At 63.9% G+C, this 18,829-nt stretch carries 21 protein-coding genes; 11 read left to right on the forward strand and 10 right to left on the reverse strand.

Annotated elements, in window-relative coordinates; genetic code table 11:
- The first annotated feature begins 4 nt into the window (after nt 1-4).
- Entirely contained in the window at nt 5-328 is a 324-nt protein-coding gene (trxA, locus tag AC0YKC_RS11745; RefSeq protein WP_488511154.1) for a thioredoxin, read from the forward strand.
- Nucleotides 329-457: 129 nt separating this feature from the next.
- Entirely contained in the window at nt 458-739 is a 282-nt protein-coding gene (locus AC0YKC_RS11750) for a cupin domain-containing protein (RefSeq protein WP_027166948.1), read from the forward strand.
- A 7-nt stretch (nt 740-746) separates the two neighbouring features.
- On the opposite strand, the gene AC0YKC_RS11755 is transcribed toward AC0YKC_RS11750, so the two are convergent.
- The 6 genes from AC0YKC_RS11755 to AC0YKC_RS11780 form a co-directional block, all read right to left on the reverse strand.
- The gene (locus AC0YKC_RS11755) at nt 747-1,166 is read right to left on the reverse strand and encodes a VOC family protein (RefSeq protein WP_488511155.1); all 420 of its coding nucleotides are present in this window, start codon (nt 1,164-1,166) and stop codon (nt 747-749) included.
- 52 nt (nt 1,167-1,218) lie between these two features.
- Nucleotides 1,219-2,544, reverse strand: coding sequence for a bifunctional folylpolyglutamate synthase/dihydrofolate synthase (locus tag AC0YKC_RS11760; protein ID WP_488511156.1), 1,326 nt, complete (start codon nt 2,542-2,544; stop codon nt 1,219-1,221).
- Nucleotides 2,545-2,780: 236 nt separating this feature from the next.
- Nucleotides 2,781-3,707 (reverse strand): acetyl-CoA carboxylase, carboxyltransferase subunit beta, encoded by a 927-nt coding sequence (accD, locus tag AC0YKC_RS11765; protein ID WP_488511157.1) that lies wholly within the window; start codon nt 3,705-3,707, stop codon nt 2,781-2,783.
- A gap of 38 nt (nt 3,708-3,745) precedes the next feature.
- Entirely contained in the window at nt 3,746-4,585 is an 840-nt protein-coding gene (gene trpA, locus AC0YKC_RS11770; RefSeq protein ID WP_488511158.1) for a tryptophan synthase subunit alpha, read from the reverse strand.
- A 2-nt stretch (nt 4,586-4,587) separates the two neighbouring features.
- Nucleotides 4,588-5,838: a tryptophan synthase subunit beta gene (gene trpB / locus AC0YKC_RS11775; RefSeq protein ID WP_320293972.1), complete on the reverse strand. Its 1,251-nt coding sequence runs from the start codon at nt 5,836-5,838 to the stop codon at nt 4,588-4,590.
- A gap of 90 nt (nt 5,839-5,928) precedes the next feature.
- Entirely contained in the window at nt 5,929-6,588 is a 660-nt protein-coding gene (locus tag AC0YKC_RS11780) for a phosphoribosylanthranilate isomerase (protein ID WP_488511159.1), read from the reverse strand.
- Between the two features lie 110 nt (nt 6,589-6,698).
- Here AC0YKC_RS11780 and AC0YKC_RS11785 point away from each other — a divergent pair, with 110 nt between their 5' ends.
- The gene (locus AC0YKC_RS11785) at nt 6,699-6,914 is read left to right on the forward strand and encodes a hypothetical protein (RefSeq protein WP_320214843.1); all 216 of its coding nucleotides are present in this window, start codon (nt 6,699-6,701) and stop codon (nt 6,912-6,914) included.
- 288 nt (nt 6,915-7,202) lie between these two features.
- Here AC0YKC_RS11785 and AC0YKC_RS11790 read toward each other — a convergent pair whose 3' ends face one another.
- The 4 genes from AC0YKC_RS11790 to AC0YKC_RS11805 form a co-directional block, all read right to left on the reverse strand.
- Nucleotides 7,203-7,961 carry a M48 family metallopeptidase gene (locus AC0YKC_RS11790; RefSeq protein ID WP_320293971.1) on the reverse strand — a complete coding sequence of 253 codons (759 nt, stop codon included), beginning with the start codon at nt 7,959-7,961 and terminating at the stop codon, nt 7,203-7,205.
- 222 nt (nt 7,962-8,183) lie between these two features.
- Nucleotides 8,184-8,663 (reverse strand): DUF2852 domain-containing protein, encoded by a 480-nt coding sequence (locus tag AC0YKC_RS11795; protein WP_320293970.1) that lies wholly within the window; start codon nt 8,661-8,663, stop codon nt 8,184-8,186.
- 115 nt (nt 8,664-8,778) lie between these two features.
- Nucleotides 8,779-9,921 carry a benzoate/H(+) symporter BenE family transporter gene (locus AC0YKC_RS11800; protein WP_488511160.1) on the reverse strand — a complete coding sequence of 381 codons (1,143 nt, stop codon included), beginning with the start codon at nt 9,919-9,921 and terminating at the stop codon, nt 8,779-8,781.
- Nucleotides 9,921-10,694: an alpha/beta hydrolase gene (locus tag AC0YKC_RS11805; protein ID WP_488511161.1), complete on the reverse strand. Its 774-nt coding sequence runs from the start codon at nt 10,692-10,694 to the stop codon at nt 9,921-9,923. The genes AC0YKC_RS11800 and AC0YKC_RS11805 overlap by 1 nt, the downstream gene beginning before the upstream one ends.
- Nucleotides 10,695-10,909: 215 nt before the next feature.
- Here AC0YKC_RS11805 and infC point away from each other — a divergent pair, with 215 nt between their 5' ends.
- The 8 genes from infC (at nt 10,910) to AC0YKC_RS11845 (ending at nt 18,637) form a co-directional block, all read left to right on the forward strand.
- On the forward strand, nt 10,910-11,446 hold the full coding sequence (gene infC / locus AC0YKC_RS11810) for a translation initiation factor IF-3 (protein ID WP_010912915.1): 537 nt from the start codon (nt 10,910-10,912) through the stop codon (nt 11,444-11,446).
- Between the two features lie 261 nt (nt 11,447-11,707).
- The gene (locus AC0YKC_RS11815) at nt 11,708-12,355 is read left to right on the forward strand and encodes a methyltransferase family protein (RefSeq protein ID WP_488511162.1); all 648 of its coding nucleotides are present in this window, start codon (nt 11,708-11,710) and stop codon (nt 12,353-12,355) included.
- Nucleotides 12,356-13,130: 775 nt separating this feature from the next.
- Nucleotides 13,131-13,334 carry a 50S ribosomal protein L35 gene (gene rpmI / locus AC0YKC_RS11820; RefSeq protein ID WP_027166935.1) on the forward strand — a complete coding sequence of 68 codons (204 nt, stop codon included), beginning with the start codon at nt 13,131-13,133 and terminating at the stop codon, nt 13,332-13,334.
- A gap of 40 nt (nt 13,335-13,374) precedes the next feature.
- Nucleotides 13,375-13,776 carry a 50S ribosomal protein L20 gene (rplT, locus tag AC0YKC_RS11825; protein ID WP_042637600.1) on the forward strand — a complete coding sequence of 134 codons (402 nt, stop codon included), beginning with the start codon at nt 13,375-13,377 and terminating at the stop codon, nt 13,774-13,776.
- Between the two features lie 319 nt (nt 13,777-14,095).
- A complete protein-coding gene (gene pheS / locus AC0YKC_RS11830) occupies nt 14,096-15,148 on the forward strand; it encodes a phenylalanine--tRNA ligase subunit alpha (protein WP_434724765.1) in 1,053 nt (350 codons plus the stop codon).
- Nucleotides 15,145-15,582, forward strand: coding sequence for a GFA family protein (locus tag AC0YKC_RS11835; protein ID WP_488511163.1), 438 nt, complete (start codon nt 15,145-15,147; stop codon nt 15,580-15,582). Before pheS ends, AC0YKC_RS11835 begins: the two co-directional genes overlap by 4 nt.
- Nucleotides 15,579-17,987, forward strand: a complete 2,409-nt coding sequence (gene pheT, locus AC0YKC_RS11840; RefSeq protein ID WP_488511164.1) for a phenylalanine--tRNA ligase subunit beta — start codon at nt 15,579-15,581, stop codon at nt 17,985-17,987. The genes AC0YKC_RS11835 and pheT overlap by 4 nt, the downstream gene beginning before the upstream one ends.
- Nucleotides 17,988-18,034: 47 nt before the next feature.
- Nucleotides 18,035-18,637, forward strand: a complete 603-nt coding sequence (locus AC0YKC_RS11845; RefSeq protein ID WP_488511165.1) for a nucleotidyltransferase family protein — start codon at nt 18,035-18,037, stop codon at nt 18,635-18,637.
- Nucleotides 18,638-18,829: the final 192 nt, after the last annotated feature.

The following is an 18,829-nucleotide window of genomic DNA, read 5'->3' on the forward strand; positions in this document are numbered from 1 at the left end:
CAGCATGGCCACCGTCAAGGTCGACAAGGGCAATTTCCAGGCCGATGTGCTCAACGCCAAGGAGCCGGTCGTGGTGGATTTCTGGGCCGAGTGGTGCGGCCCGTGCAAGATGATCGGTCCGTCGCTGGAAGAGATCGCCAACGAGTTCGGCTCCAAGGTCAAGATCGCCAAGCTCAACATCGACGAGAATCCCGAGCTTGCCGCCCAATTTGGCGTGCGCTCGATTCCGACGCTGATGATCTTCAAGGGCGGCGAATTGGCCGACATGAAGGTGGGCGCCGCGCCGAAGACCGCGCTGTCGCACTGGATTAACGGCAACCTCGCCTGAGCCAATCCGAATATTCAATGAACGAGCCCGGCCGTCGCGCCGGGCTTTTCTTTGGCGCCATCGCTCATGGCGCTCTGGCCCTCGCACGCAGGCACGTCATACTCTCTGCTTCAGAAAAAGGAGAGCGCCATGACCGGGACAGCCAAGGCCACAGTTCACGTCGACAATGAGCGCGTCATCGTCACCGAGTACCGGTTCGCGCCGGGCGCCAACACCGGGTGGCACCGCCATGGCCACGACTATGTCGTCGTGCCGCTGATGGACGGCAAGGTGAAGCTGGTGACCAAGGACGGCGAATCCTTTGCCGAGATGAAGCAGGGGGCGCCCTATTTCCGGCGCGAAGGCGTCGAGCACGACGTCATCAACGCCAATGACGGCGAATACGCATTCATCGAGATCGAGCTGAAATAGCTGTCGCTCACCAGTCGGCGATGCGATCGCCGCCGGTGAATTGGGCGCTTCTGTCCGTATACTCGAACAGCTCGATCTTCACGCCGTTGGGGTCGCGGACCCAGGCCTGGTAGGTGTCGTCGCAGGCGAACTTCTTCGGCGTGACCTCGACGCCTTTCGATCGGATATGGGCGATGGTTGCATCGATGTCTTCCACCTCAAGGCACAAGTGATTGATCTGGTTCGCCTCGCTGTAGCGGGCCTCGCTCTTCTCGAACACCTCGACATGGCTGCGGCCGCCGCAATCGAGATAGAAGCCGAAGATCCTGCCGTCGCGCAGGAAATTGAACCGTGTGTCCATGCCGAGCACGTCGCTGTAGAAGCGTCGCGTCGCCTCCAGGTCATGCGCGAAAATGCAGACATGGGCGAGCTGCTTCACCTTGATCATGGCCGGTTCCTTTCGGCCCCCGCCGAATCCGCAGCGCTATCTTGAATTGGCTTTAAGTCGGCGGCGTGCCGTTCTCGGCCAGCACGGCGCCGGCAAAATAGAGCGAGCCGCCGATCAGGATGCGCGGCGCCGGGCCGTCCCAAGAGTCGCGCAACAGCATCAGCGCGCTGGCGACCGAGCTGACCGGCTCGGCCGACAGGCCGGCCTCTTCGGCGCGCAAGGCCAGCTCGTCATTCGGCACGCCGGCATCGCTGCTGGTCACCGGCACAGTATAGACATGGCGGGCGAGGCCCTTGAAGGCGCTGAAATAGCCGGTCTGGTCCTTGGTGTTGATCATGCCGGAGATCAGCACCAGCGGCCTCGGGTTCTTTTCCTCCTGCTCGGCCAGGGCCTCGGCGATGACGATGCCGGCGCCTGGATTGTGGCCGCCGTCCAGCCAGATCTCCGCGCCCTTCGGCGCGAGGTCCACCAGTTTGCCCTGCGTCAGCTTCTGCATGCGCGCCGGCCAGGCGACATGGGTCATCGCCCGTTCGGCGGCGCGATGGCTGATCTCGAAGCCGGCCGCCTTGACGGCGGCGATCGCCGCCGCCGCGTTGGCGTATTGATGGCGCCCGGGCAAGCGCGGCGAGGGCAGGTCCATCAGCCCATCCTCGTCCTGATAGACCATGCGGCCGTTCTCCTCGAAGGCGAGGAAATCCTGGCCATAGACCACGGTCGGGCAATCCAGCCGCTCGGCCGTCTCGATCAGCACCTGGAGCGCGACATCGCTTTCCTGGGCGCCGATCACCACCGGGCAGCCGCGTTTCATGATGCCGGCCTTCTCGGCGGCGATCAGCTCGACGCGGTCGCCGAGATAGGCTTCGTGGTCCATCGATATCGGCATGATCACCGAAACCGCTGGCTGCCTGATGACGTTGGTGGCGTCGAAACGGCCGCCGAGGCCGACTTCGATGATCGCCGCCTCCGCTGGATGCTCCGAGAACAGGACGAAGGTGACGGCGGTGAGGATCTCGAAGACGGTGATCTTCTGGCCGCCATTGGCCTCGGCGACGCGCGCAATGGCCTCGGCGAAAACGTCATCGTCGACGAGCTTGCCGCCGCCTTCGGCCGCCAGCCGGTAGCGCTCATGCCAGTTCACCAGATGCGGCGAGGTGTGGACGTGGACGAGATGGCCGGCCGCTTCCAGCAGCGCGCGGGAGAAGGCGGCGCAGGAGCCCTTGCCGTTGGTGCCGGCGATGTGGATGACCGGCGGCAGCCGGTCCTGCGGATTGCCGAGGCGTTCGAGAAGCCGCGTGACGCGGTCCAGCGAAAGGTCGAAGCCTTTCGGATGCAGCGTCATCAGATGTTCGATTTCGCGTTCGGCGGAAAGCGTTGTCATGGCGGAATCCTAGAGCGGTTCATCATTTCATGGAATGCAGAACCGCTCTCTCTTTTTGCTGACGCAATTCCGAACGGAAAACCGTTTCACACTTTTCCTGGAATTGCTTTGGCGCACGGCCTCGAAACCGGGAATCGGTTTCGGAACGGCCATGCGCAAATCAGAGGCTACAGCACAGAACGGACGGCGCAAATCTCGGTTCGCGGCGAACGATGTCGCGTCGGGCCGACCTCGGCTCAGGCTTGCGGCCGCGCCTCGGCGTTGACCACCGCCGGCGGCAGGATCTCCGGCTCCAGCGGCTTCTCGGCCTCCGGCATCTTGAGCAGCATCTTCAACAGCCGGGAAATGGTCTGGCGCATCTCGAGGCGCGAGACGACCATGTCGACCATGCCGTGCTCCATCAGATATTCGGCGCGCTGAAAACCGTCGGGCAATTTCTCGCGGATGGTCTGCACGATGACGCGCGGGCCGGCAAAGCCGATCAGCGCGCCGGGCTCGGCGATCTGGACATCGCCCAACATGGCGTAGGAGGCGGTGACGCCGCCGGTGGTCGGGTTGGTGAGCACGACGATATAGGGCAGGCCGGCTTCCTTCAGCCGGTCGACGCCGACCGTGGTGCGCGGCAATTGCATCAGCGACAGGATGCCTTCCTGCATGCGGGCGCCGCCGGAGGCGGCGAACAGGATCAGCGGCCGCTTGCGCTGCAGCGCAACCTCGAAGGCATGCACGATTGCTTCGCCCGCGGCCATGCCGAGCGAGCCGCCCATGAAGGCGAAGTCCTGCACGGTGACGATGACCGGCAGCCCGTCGATGGTGCCGGCGCCGTTGAGGATCGCATCCTCGAGGCTGGTCTTGGCCTTGGCCTCCTTCAGGCGATCGGTGTAGCGCTTCTCGTCGCGGAACTTCAGCGGATCCTGGACGACCTTGGGGTTTTCCAGCACCTCGTATTTGCCGTCGTCGAAGAAGTATTTCAGCCGCTCCTTGGCCGAGATCTTCATGTGGTGGCCGGACGCCGGGATGACGAACTGGTTGGATTCGAGATCCTTGTGGAAGATCATTTCGCCGGTCTCGGGATCCTTAATCCAGAGATTTTCCGGCATGTCGGTGCGCCGGCCGAGCATCGAATTGATCTTCGGGCGGACGTAATTGGTGATCCAGTTCATGGCTTCGGCTCCTGTCCTGGAAAATAGACGTAGTAAGACTATTCGGCGGCAGCAAGGCGGGCCGAGCGGACGCCCTGGGCAAGGCCGCTGACCAAAGTGGCGACGGCTTCCGCCGGATCGGCTGTCTTCTCGCCCTTGGGCCCCAGCACATTGGCGATCGCGTTGACGATCGCCGTGCCGACCACGACACCGTCGGCCGAGGCCCCGATGACACGCGCCTGCTCGGCGGTCTTGACGCCGAAGCCGACGCAGACCGGCAGCACGGTATGGCCCTTGATGCGCTTCACCGCCGCCGCGACCTTGGCTGTATCGGCAAGGGCCGAGCCGGTGATGCCGGTCATCGAGACGTAATAGACGAAGCCCGAGGTGTTTTCCAAAACCTTGGGGAGGCGCTTGTCGTCGGTGGTCGGCGTCGCCAGGCGGATGAAGTTGACGCCGGCCTTCAGCGCCGGAATGCAGAGCTCCTCATCCATCTCCGGCGGCAGGTCGACGACGATCAGGCCGTCGATGCCGCTTGCCTTGGCGTCTGCCAGGAAACGGTCGACGCCGTAGATATAGATTGGATTGTAGTAGCCCATCAGCACGATCGGCGTCTCGTTGTCGCCGGCGCGGAATTCGGACGCCATCTTCAGCGTCTTAGCCAAGGTCTGGCCGCCCTTCAGCGCCCGAAGACCGGCCGCCTGGATCGCCGGGCCGTCGGCCATCGGGTCGGAGAAGGGCATGCCGAGCTCGATGATGTCGGAGCCGGCGCCCGGCAGCGCCTTCATGATGGCCAAGGCGGTGTCGTAATCCGGGTCGCCGCCCATGAAATAGGTGACCAAGGCCGGGCGGCCTTCGGCCTTGAGCTTGGCCATGCGGCGGTCAATGCGGGTGGTCATTGTCAGATCTCCATGCCCAGCATGTTCGCCACCGTGTGCACGTCCTTGTCGCCGCGACCGGACAAATTGACGATGACGATCTGGTCCTTGTCCATCTTCGGCACGATCTTCACCGCATGGGCGATGGCATGCGCCGATTCCAGCGCCGGAATGATGCCTTCGACCCGGGTGGTGAGCTGGAAGGCTTCCAGCGCCTCGTCGTCGAGGATCGGCACATATTCGACGCGGCCGCTGTCGCGCAGCCAGGAATGCTCCGGACCGACGCCCGGATAATCGAGGCCGGCCGAGATCGAATGACCGTCGAGGATCTGGCCGTCGGCATTCTGCAGGAGATAGGTGCGGTTGCCATGCAGCACGCCCGGCTTGCCGGCGTTCATCGAGGCGCAATGTTCGACGCCGTCGAGGCCGCGCCCGCCGGCTTCGATACCGATGATGCGGACGTCCTTGTCGTCGAGGAAGGGATGGAAGAGGCCGATGGCATTGGAGCCGCCGCCGACGGCGGCGATGATGACATCCGGCAGCCGGCCCTCCTGCTCCAGTATCTGGGCGCGGGCTTCCGTGCCGATCACCGACTGGAAGTCGCGCACCAGCTCCGGATAGGGATGCGGGCCGGCGGCGGTGCCGATCAGGTAATAGGTGTCCTCGACATTGGTGACCCAGTCGCGCAGGGCCTCGTTCATGGCGTCCTTCAGCGTGCCGTGGCCGGCGGTGACCGGCCGAACCTCGGCGCCGAGCAGCTTCATGCGGAACACATTGGGGCTCTGGCGGGCGACGTCGGTGGCGCCCATGTAGACCACGCAAGGATAACCGAAGCGCGCCGCCACAGTGGCCGAGGCGACGCCATGCTGGCCGGCGCCGGTCTCGGCGATGATGCGCTTCTTGCCCATGCGCTTGGCGAGCAGGATCTGGCCGAGGCAGTTGTTGATCTTGTGCGAGCCGGTGTGGTTGAGGTCCTCGCGCTTGAAATAGACCTTGGCGCCACCCCCAAGGCCCTTCGCCGAGGAAACGTCACGAAGATGTTTGGTCAGGCCCTCGGCAAAATAGAGCTTCGAGGGCCGCCCGGCATAGTGGGTCGACAGGTTCTGCAGCTCGGCCTTGAACTCGGGATCGGTCTTGGCCTTGTTCCACTGGTCCTCCAGATCGAGGATCAGCGGCATCAGCGTCTCGGCGACGAAGCGGCCGCCAAAAATGCCGAACATGCCCTGCTCGTCGGGTCCGGTGCGGAAGGAATTGGGCATTGCCGGCTTGTTCATCGCCGATCTCCTAAATCTTGACTTGCGAGCCTGTCCTGGTCGGAAAACCGGTTCCCACTTTTCCGGGGCATGCTCGGGTTCGAAAACTCCTCAGGCAGCGCGATTATCCCGCGCGGCTCTGACGGCCCGGAAAAACTGCTCGATCAGCGCCGGATCCTTGACACCCGGAGCGCTTTCCACGCCGGACGAGATGTCTATTCCGGGCGGATTGGCCTGTCTCAGGGCATCGCCGATATTGGCGGCGTTGAGTCCACCGGAAAGCATGTATTCGACGCCGGCGTCAAGGCCGGCAAGCACGCGCCAGTCGAAGGCAACGCCGTTGCCGCCCGGCAATTGCGACCCCTTCGGCGGCTTGGAATCCAGAAGGAAGCGATCGGCGATGCCGACGAAGGGTTTTATGCGGTCGAGATCCGCCGCCTCGCTGACGGACAGCGCCTTCATCACTGGCAGGCCGTAGCGCGCCTTGATCCCGGCCACACGCCCAGGCGTTTCCGAACCATGCAGCTGCAGCATGTCCGGCTGCATTTTCGCGACGATCTCGTCGAGAAAGGCATCGTCGGCATCGACGGTGACGGAGACTGCCTTGGCCTTGCCGCGCGCCGCTTCGCGCAAGCGCCCGGCCTCGACAGGCTCGACATAGCGCGGGCTCTTGGCGAAGAAAATAAAGCCGACATGGCTGGCGCCGCCGGCAAGCGCGGCGGCCATCGCGGCGTCGGTCTTCAATCCGCAGATCTTGATGTCGGGCGTCATGGCGCGGGATTGGCACGAAACGGGGAAAGAGTCGAGAAAAAGCATGCTGTTGCCGGCTCTGCGGAAAACACTACGTTGATATAGGAACCACAGGCGGGAGCACGATAAGCATGGCCGACCAGACCGTCGCCGAACTCAGGCAGAAGATCGCGCAGGCGCGCGAGGTGATCGCGCATCTGATGGACAAGGCCGCCTACAATGGCGCCGAGGCGCACCGGGCGCTGGATTATTTCGGCAGCGATGCCTTCGACCGGAATTTTTTGCCCTGGCCGCATTCGGAGGAAGGATTGCGGCCGGAGGAACTGAACGCGGCGAATGACGATTGAGGGGTTACGCAGGGCGAGGCAACCACGCTGTCGTCATCCTCGGGCTTGACCCGAGGATCCATGCCGTTACCTCGGCCGGCGACACGGCGGTGGAGAATATTTGCCTTTTTCGTTCAATGGCATAGCCACTTTTTTGAACGGTTGCGGCGCTCACGCGTCACGGCATGGATTCTAGGGTCTGCGCGCGTCGCTTCGCTCCTTGCTCCGCCCTAGAATGACGATGCTGAGATGGCCCGGCTAATCTCCAGTGTTGCTTGGCTAGCGGCGGTGCCCCGTTCGCCAGACACTCTACTCGAACACAATCGCCTGCAGGGCGCCGCCGTTGCGTTTCAGCCAGTCCTTGCAGCGGTCGGTGTCCGGGCAGAGCTTTTCGCACAGCTTCCAGAATTTCGGGCCGTGGTTCATCTCCTTCAGATGCGCCACCTCATGCGCCACCAGGTAGTTTATCACCGCCGGCGGCGCCATCATGATGCGCCAGGAGAAGGAGAGATTGCCCTCCGATGTGCATGACCCCCAGCGGCTGGAGGTATCTTTATACCTTATTGCCTTGGCACGCTTGCCGATCGCCTCGGTGTGCTTGACCACCAGCCTCTCGATCTCCTTCTTGGCCTCGCGCTTGAGGTGGTCAGCGATGCGGCGCGGCAGGTGGATGCGCTCGCCATGGATGATCAGGAGCGGGCCGCGCTCGTCGCGCGCGACGGTGACGGTGCCGCGCTTCGAAGGCTCATGCACGATGCGATGCGGCACGCCGCGGATCGGGATCCTGATGCCCGGCCGCACCTGCGGCCTGGTCGGCACCTTGGCCAGCCGCTGTTCCAGCCAGTCCTGGTGGCGGTCGAGGAATTTCTCCACCTCGCCCCGGCGCAGGCCGGGCGGCACGGTGATGCGCAGGCCCTGGCCGCCGGAATCGATGCGCAGCGTAAGCCGCCGGGCGCGGGCGCTTTCGACGATTTTCAGCGGCAGCGTGCGGCCGGCGACGCAATGTTCGCGCTCCACGACAGGCGCGGCCTTGGGCTTGGTCAGGTTGCGAAAGAAGCCGAGGGTCATGGCTGGACGATACGCGATTCGAAAAAAACGGCCAGTGGAGGGAAGCTACAAAGAGAACAAAAAAGAAACGGCGCCGCTAGACGCGACGCCGCATATCATGCCGAGACCTGTCCCTGCAGCGCCGCGCGTCCTTTGGACGCGCAAAGGACGCTGCAGCACTTTGAGTTTGCGCATGACCTTTTCCGAAAATCGGCATCGATCTTCGGGGTCATGCGCGTGGTCTCAGTCGTCGAGCAGGTTCGAGCCCTTGCCGCGCTTCGGGGTCGCCGGCTTGGACGACTCCGTGGTCGTCGGGGCCGTCGACTTGTTGCGGTTCGCCATGAAGCGGTCGAACTCGTCCTGGTCCTTGGCGCGGCGCAGTTCGCGAGCGTAATCGTCGAACTCGCTCAGCATCTCGTCAAGCTTGCGTCGCTCCTCGGCGAGGCGCTCGAGTTCCTTCTCGCGCCAGTCGTCGAAAGCGACGTTGCCGGTGCGGGCCGAGCCGTGGCCCCAGCGGGCCGCCTTGTCGGAACCGCGGCGGCAGCCGGCGAAGATGCCGTCCGTGGCGCGGTTGACGTCGCGCTTGAAGCCTTCCAGCCGGTCGCCCCAGATGATGTAGGCGAGCATGGCGAAGCCGAGCGGCCAGAACACCATGAAGCCGATGACCATCAGCGCGATGGTGGCCGGCGTCCAGGCCGGACGGATCAATGCACTCGTATTCATTTCTCCCAATCCTTCCGTTGGAGACAGCCAAACCGGCTGCGTGGAATCGAAATGGGAAGGCGAAATCGGCGATTCAAGGCAAATCCCGCCAAAACCGGCGAAGCGCCTGAAATGATTATCGCTTTTTGAGTTTCTCGAGGAAAAGCACTGCCATTCCAGCAACCAGCCCCCAAAATGCCGCGCCGACGCCGAAGAGCGTGAGCCCCGAAGCCGTCACGGCGAAGGTGACGGTGGCCGGCATGCGCTCGGCCTCGTCCTTCAGCGCGATCGACAGCGCGTTGGCCAGGGGCGCCGTCAAGGCGAGCCCGGCGACCAGCACGATCAGGCTTTGCGGCAGGACGGCGAAGATCGCCACCAGCGAGGCGCCGAAGATCGCGAAGACCAGATAGGCGAGCGCGTAGAACGGCCCGGTCTTCCAGCGTTCGGCCGGGTCGGGATGGACATCGGGGCCGGTGCAGATGGCGGCTGAGATCGCCGCAAGATTGGTGGTGGCGGCACCGAACGGCGCCGAGAGCAGCGAAAACAGCCCGGTGACGCCGATCAGCGGACCGGGTTCCGGATGGTAGCCGGCGGCGCGCAGCACAGCGAGACCGGAAAGGTTCTGGGAAGCCATGGTGACCAGATAGAGCGGCAGGGCAAGGCCAATGGTCGCCGAGGCGGTGAATTGCGGCGCGATGAACGTCAATGTCGACAGTTCCGGCGCCGGCAGGCTGCCGACGCGGCCGGTGAGGAAAGCGGCGAGGCCGCCGCCGATCAGCACCACCAGCACCGACAAAGCCGGATTGAACAGGCGGATGACGAAGAAGGCGGCGATCAGCGGCAGGATCAGCCAGGGATCGGCGGGAATGGCCTTCACCGCGTTCACGGCGAAGCTGACCAGAATGCCGGCCAGCATGCCGGACGCGACCGAGGCCGGGATCTGCGCGATCAGCCGGGTCAGCGGCTTGAACAGGCCGGTCGCGACCAAAAGGATGCCGGTGACAATGAAGGCGCCGACGGCCTGCGGCATCGTGAAACCGCTGGAGGCCGCGATCAGCGCCAGGCCGGGCGTCGACCAGGCGGTGATGACCGGCATCTTGGTGCGCCAGGAGAGCCACAGGCATTCCACGACCATGGCGAGGCAGATCGCCGTCACGCCGCTTGCGGTCTCGATCTGCGTGGCGCCGACCGCCTTGGCGGCAGCGATGACGAGGGCCAGCGTGCCGCCGAAGCCGACGACAGCCGCGACGAAGGCGGATACCGGGATGGAGACGCGCATTATGCGGTAGCCCGCTTGACCATGTCGCCGACGGCCCGCTTGAGCAAATCGAGATCCTCGGGGCGGGACAGGCGATGGTCGCCGTCCGGGATAAGCGACAGCGTCACGTCGTCGGCGGGCAGCATCGCAGCCAGCTTCAGCGCGTGGCCCGAAGGCACGTCTGGATCGGCCAAGCCCTGCAGGATATGCACCGGGCAATGCGTGTCGATCGGCCCGGTCATGACCCGGTTGGCACGGCCATCCTCGATCAGCGCGCGCGTGTAGATATAGGGCTCGTCCGAATAGTCCGACGGCTCGGCGAAGAAGCCTTTTTCCGCGAGATCGCGGCGCTGCGCGTCAGTCAGCACCGGCTCGATCAGCTCGACGGTGAAGTCCGGCGCCGGGGCGAGCAGCACCAGGCCCGCAACCCTTGTGTCGCCCGCCCTGCGCAGTTCCTGCGCCATGCGCAGCGCGATCCACGCCCCCATCGAGGAGCCGACCAGGATCTGCTTGCCCTTGCTGAACCGGCTAAAGACGGCAAGGCTTTCGGCCAGCCATCTGGAGATCGTGCCGTCGGCGAACGCGCCGCCCGACTCGCCATGGCCGGAATAGTCGTGACGCAGATAGGCTCGGCCTTCGCCGCTGGCCCAGGCGGCTAGCGTCTCCGCCTTCGTGCCCAGCATGTCGGACTTGTAGCCGCCGAGCCAGACGATGCCGGGCGCCGCGCCCGCTATCTGCCTGACGGCGATGTTCGACCCGTCCACATCGATGAAAACCGGAGCGCTGGCGGCCATGAGCTTGTCCTTCCCCGCCGGTCTTTTGGCACAGGCGGGGGTTCAACGAAAAGTGCTCGCGGCGTTTGATTGCTTGGTGCAGACAATTGCCAAGCGGCAGGTGATTTTGCGGCGCGGCTATGCTATTGACTCCCGCCCCGCGCTCACCACATAGGCGCGTCCACGTATTTTTGTCTAACGAAACCCTGAACGAAACGGCCGAGGAGACCACGACCATTCGCAGACCTTTCAAAGCAGCGGCACCCACCAAGGACGGGCCGCGCTCCAACCGAGACATCCGGGTGCCCCGGGTCCAGCTTATCGACGCCGAGGGCCAGAACCGAGGCGATGTTTCCATCAACGACGCATTGCTGCTCGCCGAAGAGGCCGGGCTCGATCTGGTCGAGATATCGCCCAATGCGGTGCCGCCCGTCGTCAAGATCCTCGATCTCGGCAAGCTGAAATACGCCAACCAGAAGAAGGCGGCCGAAGCGCGCAAGAACCAGAAGGTCATCGAGATCAAGGAGATCAAGATGCGCCCGAACATCGACAGCCATGACTACGAGACCAAGATGAAGGCCGTGCGGCGCTTCTTCGAGGAAGGCGACAAGGTCAAGCTGACGCTGCGCTTCCGCGGCCGCGAGATGGCGCATATGGAACTCGGCATGCAGCTTCTGAACAAGGTGCGCGAGGAAGTGGCGACGATCGCCAAGGTCGAGGCGGAGCCGAAGCTCGAAGGCCGCCAGATGATGATGGTCCTGGCGCCGCGCTAACCGGGAAGGCGCGGCCGTCAAAGCGTCGCGCCTATCACGGTTTCGAGAGTTGCCGGGCTCTTTGTATCTCGCTCTAAAATCCGCCCGAATTGCCGGGCACGGCGTCCCGACGATCGGCGGGGCGCCTGTTTTCAATCCGATCGCGAGCTACCTCGACGATCGCTTCGCGATCGCGAGCAAATCGACGATCGCTTCGCGATCGCGAGCAAATCGACGATCGGCTTTTGTCGATCGCGAGCAAATCGACGATCGGATGGGGTCATGGTCGATGAAGTGAAGGTCCCGGCCGACAACCGAAATGAAGGGTTGGGCGGCTATCAGCACATGCGCCGGATCGTGCTGGCGATGCTGATCGTGGTGCTGTTCTGCGCGCTGCTGTTCGGCCAGTCGTCCTTTCCGCCGGACACGCCCGTGCACGAGTCGATCGAGATGTTCGGCGTGCTCTTGATCTTCCTCGGCATTGTCGGACGGCTGTGGTCGACGCTCTATATAGGCGGGCGCAAATCGGCCGAAGTGGTCACCGGCGGTCCCTACTCGATCACCCGCAACCCGCTCTATCTGTTTTCGACGGTGGCCGCCGCCGGCGTCGGCGCGCAGATCGGCTCGTTCACCGGCGTCATCCTGTTCTCGCTTCTGTGCGCCGGCGCCTTCCATATCGTCATCCTGCGCGAGGAGCGTTACCTCAAGGGACTGCTCGGCGCGCCCTACGCGGCCTATCTGGCCGGCGTGCCGCGTTTCTTCCCGAACCTCAGGCTCTACCAGGAAGGCGATACCGGCAGCTTCAAGCCGCGCCTGCTCTTGAACACGCTGCTCGACGGGCTGGTGTTCCTGGTGGCGCTGCCGGCCTTCGAACTGATCGACGGCATGCAGCAGTCGGGGATGCTGCCGGTGTGGTTCACGCTGCCCTGAACGAGAGCGTCGCATGGCCGGTAGTGCCTCAGTTTGAAATTGAACTGGTCCCGCGCGGCGCGAAGAAGCACGTCCAGCGCATCCTGTATCTGCCAACTCGAAACGTCGGGTATAGCGTTTCGCAGATATGATACTGATCATCCGGCGCAGCCTGAACGCGATCTCTTGGGATAAACCACTCTCCGGTTGGCGGATCGTTGCGGGAATAGGGCTTCGGTTGTCTGACGTAGTAGCCCTCTACAGTCGATCTGACATCATTGGAATTGACAGGATGGCAATCGTGATCGCCGCAGCATTTGAGATGAAGCATAGGATCGGTCTTGCCCGTGTACCAACCGTGAGCGCACGCATCACCAGCCAATACAAGGCACATAACGGCTAAGTTCGGTTGAACCCAAGACATGGATTAGACCCCTCGATCTATGCTTATAGCATATTAGGTACCTCTAATTCTTATGCCTAAGGTCGTACCCGCAAACGCATAGGTCCGGCTGGCCACGATCATTGGCAATTGCTTCTTGTTGAGGGTCGCCGGGCTTCGGCGCAACGACCTGGCCTGGGGTGTTGCGCCCGCGCCGTCTTTGATCTATAGGACCGCCGTTCCGCGTATCGGCCCGGAAGTCATCCCTGATTTACGGAAAGCACGATACGCAGAGCAAAAAACAAAAACCGCCCGGCAGGGCATGCCGTGGCGGTTTCATTTGCTTTTCGGGCTTTGGTCGGCCCGAAGCGAGAAAAGAAGCGCGATGGTGCGCCACCAATACGGAGTAGCAAAATGCCCAAGATGAAGACCAAATCGGCCGCCAAGAAGCGGTTCAAGATTACTGCCACCGGCAAGGTGCTGTCGGCTGCCGCCGGCAAGCGCCACGGCATGATCAAGCGTTCCAACAAGTTCATTCGCGATGCCCGCGGCACGATGGTTCTGGCTGAACCGGACGGCAAGAAGGTCATCAAGAATTTTCTGCCGAACGGCCTCTGAGCATTCGGTTCCGGAACAGCGTTTTTAAGGAGATCATGACATGGCACGCGTAAAGAGAGGCGTTACCGCCCACGCCAAGCACAAGAAGGTCCTGAAAGCCGCCAAGGGCTTCTACGGCCGCCGCAAGAACACCATCCGCATCGCCAAGCAGGCGGTGGAGAAGTCGCTGCAGTACGCCTACCGTGACCGCAAGAACCGCAAGCGCTCGTTCCGCGCGCTGTGGATCCAGCGCATCAACGCGGCGACCCACGAGCACGGCCTGACCTATGGCCGCTTCATCGACGGTCTCAACAAGGCCGGCATCGAGATCGACCGCAAGGTCCTTTCGGACATGGCCATCCACGAGCCGCAGGCTTTCGCCGCGCTGGTCGCCAAGGCCAAGGTCGCGCTCGAATACCTGAAGAACACCACGCCGAATGCTTTTGAGAGCGCTGTCGCCTAGAGCATGATGCCAAAAAGTTTCTGACTTTTTGGACAACATCATGCTCCAGGGGAATTTAGCGAGGAGCGCGATCTTTTCCGAAAAGTCTGCAACTTTTCGGGATCGGGCTCCGAGCCCAGCGCTTCCCAAGCATTTTTAGTACTGATTTGGGGAACCCGCGCTGGCACGGCTGGCGCGGGTTTTTCTTATGCCTGATGTAACCAAAATGGCACCCGCGTAACCAAAATGGTGACGCACTCTGCAATGCCAGTCATCCAATCGAGAGAGTTTCGCCGTGAACGCCACCGCTGGAAATCTTGAAACCCTTGAAGCTTCGCTGATGGCCGAAATCGCGGCCGCGGCCGACGAGGCCGCGATCGAGGCGGTGCGCGTCTCGGCGCTGGGCAAGAAGGGCTCGGTCTCCGAAATGCTGAAGACGCTGGGCGCCATGAGCGCCGAGGAACGCCAGGTGAAGGGCCCGGCGATCAACGGCCTGAAGAACCGCGTCACCGACGCGCTGACCGCGCGCAAGGCGGAGCTGAAGGACGTGGCGATCGCCGCCCGGCTCGAGGCCGAGAAGGTCGACGTCACGCTGCCCGTTCGCCAGTCGCCGGCCGAGCGCGGCCGCATCCATCCGATCAGCCAGGTGATCGATGAGATCGCCGCGATCTTCGGCGACCTCGGCTTCTCGATCGCCGAAGGTCCGGACATCGAGACCGACTATTACAATTTCACGGCGCTCAATTTCCCCGAAGGGCATCCGGCGCGCGAGATGCACGACACCTTCTTCTTCCAGCCGGACGAGAAGGGTGAGCGCAAGCTGTTGCGCACGCACACCTCGCCCGTGCAGATCCGCACCATGGAGCGGCAGAAGCCGCCGATCCGCATCGTCATCCCCGGCAAGACCTACCGGCAGGATTCCGACGCCACCCACTCGCCGATGTTCCATCAGGTCGAGGGGCTCGTGGTCGATAAGACCGCGAACGTCGCCAACATGAAGTGGGTGCTGGAGGAGTTCTGCAAGGCCTTCTTCGAGGTGCCGAGCGTCAAGATGCGCTTCCGCCCGTCCTTCTTCCCGTTCACCGAGCCCAGCCTCGAGGTCGACATCCAGTGCGACCGCTCGCGCCCGGGCGAAGTGCGCTTCGGCGAAGGCTCCGACTGGATGGAGATCCTGGGCTGCGGCATGGTGCATCCGAACGTGCTGCGCGCCGGCGGGCTCGATCCCGACGAATATCAGGGCTTTGCGTGGGGCATGGGCATCGACCGCATCGCCATGCTGAAATACGGCATGCCGGACCTGCGCGCCTTCTTCGACGCGGATGTGCGCTGGCTGTCGCATTACGGCTTCAGGCCGCTCGACCTGCCGACGCTGTTCGGGGGCCTCTCTGCATGACGGCACCTCACACCGGCGGCTGCCGTTGCGGCGCGGTGCGGTTCGAGGCATCAGCCGAGCCGCACCACATCAGCTATTGCCATTGCGGCGATTGCCGGCGCGCCAGCGGCGCGCCGGTGTCGGCCTTTGTCGGCTTCCTGGCCGACCAGGCCGCGCTCAATGGCAAATCGCTGAAAAGCTACCGCAACGGTCCGGTGGAGCGCAGCTTCTGCGGTATCTGCGGCTCGCCGATCGCCTATACCGACAAGCGGCTCGACAACCAGATCTATTTCATGCTCGGCGCCATGGACATGCCGGCTTATTTCAAGCCGACGCTGCATGCCTATGTGCGTGAGGAATTGCCCTTCCTGCACATGCCGGACGATCTGCCCAGACATCTGAAGACCAGCGTACCCCGGCCCGAAGAACAAAGACCCGACGGAAGACAGTCATGAAATTCACCCTCTCCTGGCTCAAGGACCATCTCGAGACCGACGCCTCGCTTGCCGAGATCGTCGAGCGGTTGACCGCGATCGGCCTCGAAGTCGAACATGTCGACGACAAGGCCGGCCTGAAGCCCTTCGTCATCGCCAAAGTGCTGACGGCGGTGCAGCACCCCGACGCCGACCGGCTGCGCGTGCTGACCGTCGACACCGGCGACGGCACGCCGCCTGTTCAAGTCGTATGCGGGGCGCCGAATGCCCGCGCGGGCCTGATCGGCGCCTTTGCTGCGCCCGGCACCTATGTTCCCGGCATCGACGTGACGCTCTCGGTCGGCAAGATACGCGGCGTCGAAAGCCATGGCATGATGTGCTCGGAGCGCGAGCTGGAAATCTCCGACGAGCATAACGGCATCATCGACCTACCCGAAGACGCGCCGGTCGGCACCAGCTTCGCTGCCTACGCGCATCTCGACGATCCGGTGATCGAGATCAACCTGACGCCGAACCGGCCGGATGCGACCAGCGTCTACGGCATCGCGCGCGACCTCGCGGCAAGCGGGCTCGGCCGGCTTATCGGCGGCGGGATCATGCCGCATGCCGGCGAAGGCCTCTGCCCGATCAAGGTCACGATCGAGGCGCCGGAACTCTGCCCGGGCTTCGCGCTGGCATTGGTGACGGGCGTGAAGAACAGCCCGTCGCCGAAATGGCTGCAGCAGCGGCTGATCGCCATCGGGCTCAGGCCGATCAGCGCGTTGGTCGACATCACCAACTACGTCACCTTCGATCGCGGCCGGCCGCTGCATGTGTTCGACGCGAAGAAGGTCGCCGGTAACCTCGTGGTGCGCCGGGCGAAGGACGGCGAGACCGTGCTGGCGCTCGATGGGCGCGAATACACGCTGACGCCGGAGATGTGCGTCATCGCCGACGACAATGGCGTGGAATCGATCGCGGGCATCATGGGCGGCGAGCATTCGGGCTGCGACGAGAACACCACCGACGTGCTGATCGAATCGGCGCTCTGGGACCCGATCACCACGGCCCGCACCGGCCGCGCGCTCGGCATCATCACCGACGCGCGCTACCGCTTCGAGCGCGGCGTCGATCCCGAATTCATGGTGCCGGGCATCGAGCTGGCGACCAAGCTGGTGCTCGATTTCTGCGGCGGCACGCCGAGCGAAATCGAGGTGGCTGGCTATACCGGCCACAAGCCGAAGGTCGTCACCTTCCCGCTGTCGGAAGTGAAGCGGCTGACCGGCATCGAGGTGCCGAAGGCCGAGGCGCTGCGCATCCTGACCCGCCTCGGCTTCGAGCCGCAGGGCTCGGGCGACACGGTCAAGGTGAAGGTGCCGTCCTGGCGGCCGGATGTCGACGGCAAGGCAGACCTGGTCGAAGAGGTGATGCGCATCCATGGCGTCGACAACATCTTGGCCCAGCCGCTGACCTCGCATGACGCGGTCAACGGCAAGATCCTGACCACGCTGCAGGTGCGCACCCGCGCGGCCAAGCGCGCGCTTGCCGTGCGCGGCATGATGGAGGCCGTCACCTGGTCGTTCATTCCGGCGAAACACGCCGAGCTGTTCGGCGGCGGCCAGGCGGCGCTGAAGCTCGCCAACCCGATTGCCGCCGACATGTCCGACATGCGGCCTTCGCTGCTGCCGGGGCTGATCGCGGCCGCGCAGCGCAATGCCGACAAGGGCATCGGCGACGTGGCGCTGTTCGAGGTTTCGGGCACCTATGAAGGCGACGGCGCCGACCAGCAGCGGCGTGTCGCCGCCGGCGTGCGGCGCGGCACCGCCAAGCTCGATGGTTCCGGCCGCAGTTGGGCCGGCAATGCCGGGCCTGTCGGCGTGTTCGACGCCAAGGCGGACGCGATCGCGGCGCTTGAAGCCTGCGGCGCGCCGGTCGACCGGCTGCAGATCGAGCCCGGCGGCCCGGCCTGGTATCACCCGGGACGCTCCGGCACGATCAAGCTCGGTCCGAAGACGGTGCTCGGCACATTCGGCGAGTTCCATCCGAAGACGCTGGACGGGCTCGACGCATCGGGTCCGATCTGCGGCTTCGAGGTTTTCGTCGACGCCGTGCCGGAGCCGAAGGCAAAGCCGACGCGCACCAAGCCGAAGCTGGAGCTGTCGCCCTTCCAGGCGGTGAAGCGCGATTTCGCCTTCGTCGTCGACCGGACGGTCGAGGCCGGCACGCTGGTGCGGGCGGCTTTGGCCGCCGACAAGAAGCTGGTCACCGGCGTTTCGGTGTTCGACGTCTTCGAGGGCGCGGCACTGGGCGCGGCCAAGAAGTCGATCGCCATCGAAGTGTCGATCCAGCCGGTCGAAAAGACGCTGACCGACGAGGATTTCGAGGCGCTGGCCAAGCGGATCGTCGAGAACGTCAACAAGCAGACGGGCGGCGTGCTGCGGGCTTAACGCTTTCTGGGATTGCCGGAGCATGGCGAATCGCCCTCCAAAGGGCGATGGACCATCTCCGCTATTCCGGCCTTCCCTTCGAAGCACAGCGCGCGGCGTTCTTGAGGATCGTCGCGGCGGATCCGCTGCTGGCCGAGACGCTTGCGCGCGTGCGGAAGCTTGCGCTGCCGGATTGGCTGGTGGTTTCCGGCGCGCTTTACAACAGCATCTGGAACCATCTGACCGGCAAGCCGCCGGGATACGGCATCAAGGATGTCGACCTGTTCTATTTCGACGATGCCGATTTGTCCTACGAGGCCGAGGATGCGGTGATCCGACGGGCAGCGAGGCATTTCGAGGGATGGAAGCTGCCGGTCGAGGTGCGCAACCAGGCGCGGGTGCATCTGTGGTATCCGGTGAAGTTCGGGCAGGAATGCCCGAGATACGCGAGTTCCAGCGAGTCGGTGAGCTATTTTGCGTCGAAGACGCATGCGGTCGGGGTGCGGTACGACGCTGACGGGCAGCTGGAACTGGTGGCGCCGTTCGGGCTGGTTGATGTTTTTTCGTTTCGGATTACGCCGAACCGGGTGCTGGACAATCAGCGGACGCATGAGGCGAAGGGGAAGCGGGCCAAGGAGTATTGGCCGGAGATTAGGGTGGTGCCGTGGTGAGAGATGCCGGCGGGACAGCACCCCCCTCTGCCCTGCCGGGCATCTCCCCCGCAAGGGGGGAGATTGGCAGCTTCGTCGGGGGCATTTCTCTTTCAACGTCGAAGATTGGCGAAAGCCCGCGCGACATCTGATCTCCCCCCTTGCGGGGGAGATGGCCGGCAGGCCAGAGGGGGGTGCCTCGCGCTGACGTCT

This window comes from Mesorhizobium sp. CNPSo 4661 (assembly GCF_057784215.1).

Excerpts from the sequence above, each read along its gene's own strand:
- AC0YKC_RS11785 (WP_320214843.1), top strand. The coding sequence starts at position 6,699 with ATGGCCGACCAGACCGTCGCCGAACTCAGGCAGAAGATCGCGCAGGCG.
- AC0YKC_RS11815 (WP_488511162.1), top strand. The coding sequence starts at position 11,708 with ATGGTCGATGAAGTGAAGGTCCCGGCCGACAACCGAAATGAAGGGTTG.
- trpB (WP_320293972.1), bottom strand. The coding sequence starts at position 5,838 with ATGAACAAGCCGGCAATGCCCAATTCCTTCCGCACCGGACCCGACGAG.
- pheT (WP_488511164.1), top strand. The coding sequence starts at position 15,579 with ATGAAATTCACCCTCTCCTGGCTCAAGGACCATCTCGAGACCGACGCC.
- trxA (WP_488511154.1), top strand. The coding sequence starts at position 5 with ATGGCCACCGTCAAGGTCGACAAGGGCAATTTCCAGGCCGATGTGCTC.
- AC0YKC_RS11835 (WP_488511163.1), top strand. The coding sequence starts at position 15,145 with ATGACGGCACCTCACACCGGCGGCTGCCGTTGCGGCGCGGTGCGGTTC.
- AC0YKC_RS11750 (WP_027166948.1), top strand. The coding sequence starts at position 458 with ATGACCGGGACAGCCAAGGCCACAGTTCACGTCGACAATGAGCGCGTC.
- rplT (WP_042637600.1), top strand. The coding sequence starts at position 13,375 with ATGGCACGCGTAAAGAGAGGCGTTACCGCCCACGCCAAGCACAAGAAG.
- AC0YKC_RS11805 (WP_488511161.1), bottom strand. The coding sequence starts at position 10,694 with ATGGCCGCCAGCGCTCCGGTTTTCATCGATGTGGACGGGTCGAACATC.
- accD (WP_488511157.1), bottom strand. The coding sequence starts at position 3,707 with ATGAACTGGATCACCAATTACGTCCGCCCGAAGATCAATTCGATGCTC.
- AC0YKC_RS11780 (WP_488511159.1), bottom strand. The coding sequence starts at position 6,588 with ATGACGCCCGACATCAAGATCTGCGGATTGAAGACCGACGCCGCGATG.
- pheS (WP_434724765.1), top strand. The coding sequence starts at position 14,096 with ATGGCCGAAATCGCGGCCGCGGCCGACGAGGCCGCGATCGAGGCGGTG.
- AC0YKC_RS11800 (WP_488511160.1), bottom strand. The coding sequence starts at position 9,921 with ATGCGCGTCTCCATCCCGGTATCCGCCTTCGTCGCGGCTGTCGTCGGC.
- AC0YKC_RS11755 (WP_488511155.1), bottom strand. The coding sequence starts at position 1,166 with ATGATCAAGGTGAAGCAGCTCGCCCATGTCTGCATTTTCGCGCATGAC.
- AC0YKC_RS11760 (WP_488511156.1), bottom strand. The coding sequence starts at position 2,544 with ATGACAACGCTTTCCGCCGAACGCGAAATCGAACATCTGATGACGCTG.
- AC0YKC_RS11845 (WP_488511165.1), top strand. The coding sequence starts at position 18,035 with ATGGACCATCTCCGCTATTCCGGCCTTCCCTTCGAAGCACAGCGCGCG.
- rpmI (WP_027166935.1), top strand. The coding sequence starts at position 13,131 with ATGCCCAAGATGAAGACCAAATCGGCCGCCAAGAAGCGGTTCAAGATT.
- AC0YKC_RS11790 (WP_320293971.1), bottom strand. The coding sequence starts at position 7,961 with ATGACCCTCGGCTTCTTTCGCAACCTGACCAAGCCCAAGGCCGCGCCT.
- AC0YKC_RS11795 (WP_320293970.1), bottom strand. The coding sequence starts at position 8,663 with ATGAATACGAGTGCATTGATCCGTCCGGCCTGGACGCCGGCCACCATC.
- trpA (WP_488511158.1), bottom strand. The coding sequence starts at position 4,585 with ATGACCACCCGCATTGACCGCCGCATGGCCAAGCTCAAGGCCGAAGGC.